The organism is Luteimonas sp. TWI596 (genome assembly GCF_039674105.1).
Classification (GTDB): Bacteria; Pseudomonadota; Gammaproteobacteria; order Xanthomonadales; family Xanthomonadaceae; genus Luteimonas.
On the sequence record NZ_JBDJMU010000002.1, the window covers coordinates 90,985 to 97,500 of the forward strand.

Annotated in this window: 8 protein-coding genes; 2 read left to right on the forward strand and 6 right to left on the reverse strand. The window is 70.4% G+C overall.

Going from position 1 to position 6,516, the window contains the following annotated elements; all coding sequences use genetic code 11:
- The first annotated feature begins 15 nt into the window (after positions 1-15).
- Positions 16-1,242, forward strand: a complete 1,227-nt coding sequence (locus ABE487_RS01775) for an acetylornithine transaminase (RefSeq protein WP_346450721.1) — start codon at positions 16-18, stop codon at positions 1,240-1,242.
- Between the two features lie 43 nt (positions 1,243-1,285).
- Here ABE487_RS01775 and ABE487_RS01780 read toward each other — a convergent pair whose 3' ends face one another.
- The 4 genes from ABE487_RS01780 to thiE are packed head-to-tail and all read right to left on the reverse strand — an operon-like array spanning position 1,286 to position 4,750.
- Positions 1,286-1,906, reverse strand: coding sequence for an HAD-IA family hydrolase (locus ABE487_RS01780; RefSeq protein ID WP_346450723.1), 621 nt, complete (start codon positions 1,904-1,906; stop codon positions 1,286-1,288).
- Positions 1,903-2,802, reverse strand: a complete 900-nt coding sequence (locus tag ABE487_RS01785; protein ID WP_346450724.1) for an ion transporter — start codon at positions 2,800-2,802, stop codon at positions 1,903-1,905. The genes ABE487_RS01780 and ABE487_RS01785 overlap by 4 nt, the downstream gene beginning before the upstream one ends.
- Complete coding sequence (hemL, locus tag ABE487_RS01790) at positions 2,799-4,094, reverse strand: glutamate-1-semialdehyde 2,1-aminomutase (RefSeq protein ID WP_346450726.1); 1,296 nt, start codon at positions 4,092-4,094, stop codon at positions 2,799-2,801. Before hemL ends, ABE487_RS01785 begins: the two co-directional genes overlap by 4 nt.
- A gap of 26 nt (positions 4,095-4,120) precedes the next feature.
- Entirely contained in the window at positions 4,121-4,750 is a 630-nt protein-coding gene (thiE, locus tag ABE487_RS01795) for a thiamine phosphate synthase (protein WP_346441788.1), read from the reverse strand.
- Positions 4,751-4,827: 77 nt separating this feature from the next.
- Between thiE and ABE487_RS01800 the strand changes: the two genes are divergently transcribed.
- A complete protein-coding gene (locus ABE487_RS01800; RefSeq protein ID WP_346441787.1) occupies positions 4,828-5,019 on the forward strand; it encodes a rubredoxin in 192 nt (63 codons plus the stop codon).
- A 37-nt stretch (positions 5,020-5,056) separates the two neighbouring features.
- Here ABE487_RS01800 and ABE487_RS01805 read toward each other — a convergent pair whose 3' ends face one another.
- Both ABE487_RS01805 and ABE487_RS01810 read right to left on the reverse strand, forming a co-directional pair.
- A complete protein-coding gene (locus ABE487_RS01805) occupies positions 5,057-5,857 on the reverse strand; it encodes a tetratricopeptide repeat protein (RefSeq protein ID WP_346441883.1) in 801 nt (266 codons plus the stop codon).
- 64 nt (positions 5,858-5,921) lie between these two features.
- Positions 5,922-6,368 carry a DUF192 domain-containing protein gene (locus ABE487_RS01810; protein WP_346441786.1) on the reverse strand — a complete coding sequence of 149 codons (447 nt, stop codon included), beginning with the start codon at positions 6,366-6,368 and terminating at the stop codon, positions 5,922-5,924.
- Positions 6,369-6,516: the final 148 nt, after the last annotated feature.

The following is a 6,516-nucleotide window of genomic DNA, read 5'->3' on the forward strand; positions in this document are numbered from 1 at the left end:
AGCGATTTCCCCGGCATGAGCACCGCGACCGACGCCCCGCTGTCCCTGGCCCGTTATGTCCTGCCGGTGTACCGGCCGCGCGCGCTCGTGCTCGAACGCGGCCAGGGCGCACGCCTGTGGGACGACGCCGGTCGCGAGTACGTGGACCTGTCGGCGGGGATCGCCGTGTGCGGCCTCGGTCACAACGATCCCGACCTCCTCAAAGCACTGGTCGAGCAGGCCGGCAAGCTGTGGCACACCAGCAACGTGTTCTACAGCGCACCGCCGCTGCAGCTGGCGGCCGAACTGGTCGAGGCCAGCGGCTTCGCCACGCGCACGTTCCTTTGCAACTCCGGGGCCGAGGCCAACGAGGCGGCGATCAAGCTGGTGCGCAAGTGGGCTGCGGCGCAGGGCCGCAGCCCCGATCGCCGCGTGATCGTCACCTGCCGCGGCAGCTTCCACGGTCGCACCCTGGCCACGGTCACCGCGACCGCGCAGCCCAAGTACCAGGCCGGCTACGAGCCGCTGCCCGGCGGCTTCCGCTACGTGGACTTCAACGACATCGCACAGCTCGAAGCGGCCATGGCCGGTGGCGACGTCGCCGCGGTGATGCTCGAGCCGGTGCAGGGCGAGGGCGGGGTGATGCCCGCTGCCGATGGTTACCTGGCGGCCGTGCGCGCGCTGTGCGATCGCCACGACGCCTTGCTGGTGCTCGACGAGATCCAGTGCGGCATGGGACGCACCGGCACGCTGTTCGCATTCCAGCAGGACGGCGCGACGCCCGACATCGTCACCCTGGCCAAGGCGCTCGGCGGCGGCTTTCCGATCGGCGCGCTGTTGGCCGGGCCGAAGGTCAGCGATGCCATGCAGTTCGGCGACCACGGCACCACGTTCGGCGGCAACCCACTGGCCGCCGCAGTCGCGCGCGTCGCGCTGCGCAAGCTCGCATCCAAGCAGATCGCCGAGAACGTGGCGCGCCAGTCGCGCGCGCTGCGCGATGGTCTGGCCGCGCTCGATGCCGAGTTCGGTCTGTTCTCCGAGGTCCGTGGCCGCGGCTTGATGCTCGGCGCCGTGCTGCGCCCCGAGCACGCCGGACAGGCCGCCGCGATCCTCGACCGCGCCGCGCACCACGGCCTGCTGCTGCTGCAGGCCGGGCCCGACGTGCTGCGCTTCGTGCCCGCGCTCAACATCACCGACGCCGACATCACCGAAGGCCTGGCGCGCCTGCGCGCCGCGCTGGCCGATCATCTCGCGGCGGGGTGATGGGTGGCGGCGCATGCTGCGCCGATCGCATCGTATGGGCTGTCTAGGGCAGCCCATGCCGTCGCAGCACCCGCCGCAGCGAGCGCGCGTCGTGCACGGTGTCGGCCTGCAGCCCGGCGGCGCGTGCACCGCGCACGTTGGCGAACAGATCGTCGACGAACAGCATGTGCCGGGCCTCGACGCCGAAGTGCGCGAGGGCCCGCTCGAAGATCGCGCGCTCGGGCTTGCGCGCCTGCAGCGCGCCGCTGCACAGCACACGGCCGTCGAGCGCCGGGAACAGTGGCGCGACGATGCGGCGCATCGCCTCGGCCATCAGCGCGCCGTTGTTGCTGAGCACGCCGATCGGCACGCGCTGTGCGACCAACGTCACAAGCGCCAGGACCGCGGGATCCACGCGGCTGGCGCTCACGCGTGCGTCGATCCACGTCTTGGCGTCGATGCTGCCGCCCAGTGCCGCGCCCAGCCGCTGCAGATAGGTCGCGGTGTCGATCGCGCCACTGTCGTAGGCCCGCTCCAGACCCGAATCCAACAGCGCCGCGTCGACCCGGGCTGCCGAGCAGCCTGCGGCGCGTGCCAGCGCGGCCAAGCGTGTCGCATGCGTGTAGTGTGCAAGCACGCCGTCGAAGTCGAACAGCACCAGCGCCGGTCGGGGCCGTGCGCTCAACGCGAAGCGTCGTCGGCGGGCAGGCTGTGGCCGCAATGCCGGCAATACAGCGCACCCTGTTCGTGGTCGGTCAGCGCACACCCGTCGCAGCGGACGTGGCGCCGCTTCGGACGCAGGGTGCTGGCGAGTTCGGCGGTGTAGATGCCGGTCGGCACGGCGATGATGCTGTAGCCGATCAGGATCAGGATCGAAGTGATGAAACGGCCGAACGGCGTGCCCGGGGAGATGTCGCCGAAGCCGACGGTGCCCATCGTCACGACCGCCCAGTACATGCCGGTCGGGATCGACGTGAAGCCGTGCGCCGGGCCTTCGATGACGTACATCAGCGCGCCGAAGATGACCACGATCGTCACCACCGTGCACACGAAGACCGCGATCTTGCGCCGACTGCGCACCAGGGCGCCGATCAGCACCCCAGCCTCGGACGAGTACTGCACCAGTTTGAGGACGCGGAAGATGCGCAACAGCCGCAGGACCCGAATCACCAGCAGGTACTGGCTGCCGGCGACCAGCAGCGACAGATAGCTGGGCAGGATCGCCAGCAGGTCGATGACGCCGAAAAAGCTCGTGGCGTAACGCAACGGACGCCGGACGGCCCACAGGCGGAGGCCGTACTCGATCGTGAACAGGACGGTGAACACCCATTCCGCGACCAGCAACGCCTGGTGCCAGCGCGCCTTGATCGACGGTTCGCTGTCGAGCAGAACGACGACGACGCTGGTCACGATCGTCGCGATCAGGGCGAGATCGAAGTTGCGTTCGGCGGGCGTGTCGTGGTGGAACAGCAACCGATAGCAGAGGTTGCGAACCCCCGTCGGGCTGCCGGGCAGGAAGTCGCGTTCGAACACGCTGGCCTGCGGATCGGACGCCTGCGCCGGGCCGCCCGCCGGCTTCATGACGCCCCGACGATCGGGAATGCGCTGCGAGCGGCTTCGAGGGTCGCGCCGATCACATCGGCATTGTGCGCCGAGGACAGGAACCCGGCCTCGAACGCCGACGGCGCGAGGAACACGCCGCGTTCGAGCATCGCTTGGAAGAACCGGTTGAAGGCCGCCGTGTCGCAGGCGACGGCCTGCGCGTAGGTGTCCACACTCGGCTGGTCGGTGAAGAACAGCCCGAACATCGCGCCGACGCGGGTGGTCGTGAACGGCACGCCGGCTTCGCGCGCCGCCGCTTCCAGGCCGTCGCAGAGCGTGTGCGTCGCGGCCTCGAGCGCCTCGTGGAAGCCCGGCTCGGAAATCAGGTCGAGCATCGCCAACCCGGCCGCCATCGCCACCGGATTGCCGCTCAGGGTGCCGGCCTGATAGATCGGGCCGGCCGGTGCGATCTGTTCCATCAATGCGCGCCGGCCGCCATAGGCACCCACCGGCATGCCGCCGCCGATGATCTTGCCGAACGTGCTCAGGTCCGGCGTCACCCCGTAGCGCGCCTGCGCGCCGCCGAGCGCGACGCGGAAGCCGGTCATCACCTCGTCGAAGATCAGCAGCGCACCGTGCTGCGTGCACAACGCGCGCAGATGCTGCAGGTAGCCCTCGCGCGGCGGCAGGCAGTTGGCGTTGCCGACCACCGGTTCGATGATCAGCCCGGCGATCTGGTCGCCGGCGCGCGCGAACAACTCGGTGGCGGCGTCGAAGTCGTTGTAGGGCAGGGTCAGCGTGAGATCGGCCAGCGCCTTGGGCACGCCCGGCGAGGTCGGCACGCCGAAGGTCAGCGCGCCACTGCCGGCCTTGACCAGGAACGAATCGCCGTGGCCGTGGTAGCAGCCTTCGAACTTCACGATGCAGCTGCGACCGGTCGCGCCGCGCGCCAGGCGGATCGCCGACAGCGTGGCCTCGGTGCCCGAATTGACCATGCGCACCATCTCGCACGAGGGCACCAGCGCGGTGATGCGCTCGGCCATCGTCACCTCGGCGGGGCACGGCGCGCCGAACGACAGTCCATCGCCGATCGCGCGCTTGACCGCCTGCCGCACCTCGGGATGGTTGTGGCCGACGATCATCGGGCCCCAGGAGCCGACGTAGTCGATGTAGCGATTGTCGTCGACGTCGAACAGGTACGGGCCGTCGGCGCGCTGCACGAAGAACGGCTCGCCGCCGACCGACTTGAACGCGCGCACCGGCGAATTGACGCCGCCGGGCAGCAGCGTGCGGGCGCGGGCGAACAGAGCTTGCGAACGGGCGGTATCCATGACGACTCCAGAAAAGAGGGGCGGGCTCAGAGCCCGAAGCAGGCGCGGTAGGCGCGCGCGGCGCCGGCGGGGTGCGGCGCATCGAAGACGCCGCTGACGACGGCGACCAGATCCGCGCCGGCCGCGACGAGCGTGCGTGCATTGTCCGGGGTGATGCCGCCGATCGCCACCCGCGGCACACCCAGCGCGGCCGCCTCGCGCAGCAGTGCGGGACGTGCGCGCCGCGCCGCCGGCTTGGTGGGCGAGGGATAGAAGCTGCCGAAGGCGACGTAGCTGGCGCCGGACTCGACCGCGCGCACAGCGAGTGCGCCGTCGTCGTAGCAGGACGCGCCGAGGATCGCCTGCGCACCCAGCGCCGCCCGCGCCTCGACGAGCGCGCCATCGTCCTCGCCCAGATGTGCGCCGTCGGCGCCGAGTTCGGCCGCCAGCCGCCAGTCGTCGTTCACCAGCAACGGCACGCCGGTGGCCCGGCACAGCCCCAGCAATGCGCTGGCCTGCGCCCGTCGCAGCGCTGCGTCGGCGCGCTTGTTGCGGTACTGCAGCCAGGTCGCATGCGGCAGCACGCTGGCGACCCGCGCCAGCAGCCGTGCGGTGTCGATCTCATCAGGTGTAAGGAGGTACAGCCCGCGCGGCGGCTCGATCGGGGAAGCGTTCATCGGCATGGGTTCCGGTCCACGGGACGCGATGGGACAATGCGGCTCCGGACCGACACCGCTGCAGCCGCCATTATCCGATGAACGACACTTCGACGCAGACCGCCTACCGCACGTGGATGTGTGTGGTCTGCGGTTTCCTCTACGACGAGGCGGCGGGCCTGCCCGAGGAGGGCATCGCGCCGGGCACGCGCTGGGAAGATGTGCCCGAGACCTGGACCTGTCCCGACTGCGGCGTGACCAAGGACGACTTCGAGATGATGGTGCTCTGAGTCCACGGCGCTCGGCCGGGCGCGCGCTCGCGGCGGGTCAGTGCGCGCGATGGCGATGCAGGCCGGCCTCGACCAACCGCTCACGGATCGCATCGGCATCCTCGGCCTCGGGCGCCGCCTGCAGGTAGCGGGCCAGGTCGTCGCGCGCGCCCGCCATGTGCCCCAGCGCCAGGTAGGCGAGCCCGCGGTCGCGCAGTGCATCGCATACGCCCGGATGCAGGGTCAGCAGGCGGTCGGCGCAGCGCGCCGCGCGCGCCCAGTCGCCCGCCTCACGATAGCCCGCATGCAGATTGCGCAGGATCCGCATCACCGTCGCGCGTGCCGTGGCCGGGCGCAGCAGCGCGGCCAGTGCGTCGTCGTCGGGCGCCGCCCCGCCCAGGTGCGCCGCCGCACGCATGCGCAACTCGTCGATGTCGAGCGGCCGCCCGCCGTTGAACGGGTCCATGATCAGCATGCCGTCGCCGACCGGTAGCCGGACCAGGAAGTGGCCGGGAAACGAGATGCCCGTCAGCGGGACGCCGAGCCGGCGCGCCACCTCGCACTGCACGATCGCCAGCGAGATCGGATTGCCGAGCCGACGCGCGATCACATCGCTCAGGTAGCTGTTGCGGGGATCGTAGTAGGTCGCCTGGTCGCCGGTGTAGCCCACCTCTTCGAACAGGTGCCGGTTGATCGCCTGCATCTTCAAAGGGCCGGCCTCGATCGCATCGACCTCGATCCGCAGATGCGCCGCATGCGCCTGCATCCGGGCCACGAACGGGCGAGCGTCGAGGTCCGGGTACTCGTCGCGCGCGACCAGCAAGGCCGCCTCGAATAGCGGCAACGCGGCGGGCGCCATCCCGCCGACCTGCGCCCAGCTCAGCGGCGGCTGCTCCGGCGTCTCGCCGCGCCCCGCGGATCGTTCAAGGCACATGGATCGCCGGCGACAGCGTCAGCACTGCGCCATCGCGCAGGCCGATGCGCTGCGCCTCGCCGGCATTGAGTTCGAGCACGTAGCGCGCCGGCGCCTTGCTGGGATACGAAGGGCAGCGGTTGCCGGCCGAGCACGGCGGCACGTCGCGTTGCTGGGAGACCAGGCGGCGATCGCCATCGAAGTACAGGATGTCGAGCGCGATGCGGGTGTTCTTCATCCAGTAGGCCTGCGGCGCCTCGATCTCGTGCACGAACAGCATGCCGTGGCCGTCTGCGAGCGTGTCGCGGAACATCAGGCCGCGGGCGCGGGCCTCGTCGGTAGTGGCGATTTCCACCTGGTACCGGTGGCCCGCCAGCTCGACCCAGGGCGTACCGCTCGCACATGCAGGCAGCAGCGCCGCGAACAGACACAGCATCAGGACACGGATCGCACGCATGGCCAAGTCGCCTCGAAGGAGAAGCCCACACCTTTGGACAAGCGCCGACGGCGGTCAAGGTGGCGGCGGTGAAAATAACGCTATGCAAATGTGACGGTCTTGTGCACAATGCGCGCCCCGCAACGCTGCATCGACGCTGAGGTCGGCC

Bases quoted from the DNA above. Each gene is read 5' to 3' on its own strand.
- thiE (WP_346441788.1), bottom strand. From the start codon at position 4,750: ATGAACGCTTCCCCGATCGAGCCGCCGCGCGGGCTGTACCTCCTTACA.
- hemL (WP_346450726.1), bottom strand. From the start codon at position 4,094: ATGGATACCGCCCGTTCGCAAGCTCTGTTCGCCCGCGCCCGCACGCTG.
- ABE487_RS01775 (WP_346450721.1), top strand. From the start codon at position 16: ATGAGCACCGCGACCGACGCCCCGCTGTCCCTGGCCCGTTATGTCCTG.
- ABE487_RS01800 (WP_346441787.1), top strand. From the start codon at position 4,828: ATGAACGACACTTCGACGCAGACCGCCTACCGCACGTGGATGTGTGTG.
- ABE487_RS01805 (WP_346441883.1), bottom strand. From the start codon at position 5,857: ATGGCGCCCGCCGCGTTGCCGCTATTCGAGGCGGCCTTGCTGGTCGCG.
- ABE487_RS01810 (WP_346441786.1), bottom strand. From the start codon at position 6,368: ATGCGTGCGATCCGTGTCCTGATGCTGTGTCTGTTCGCGGCGCTGCTG.
- ABE487_RS01785 (WP_346450724.1), bottom strand. From the start codon at position 2,802: ATGAAGCCGGCGGGCGGCCCGGCGCAGGCGTCCGATCCGCAGGCCAGC.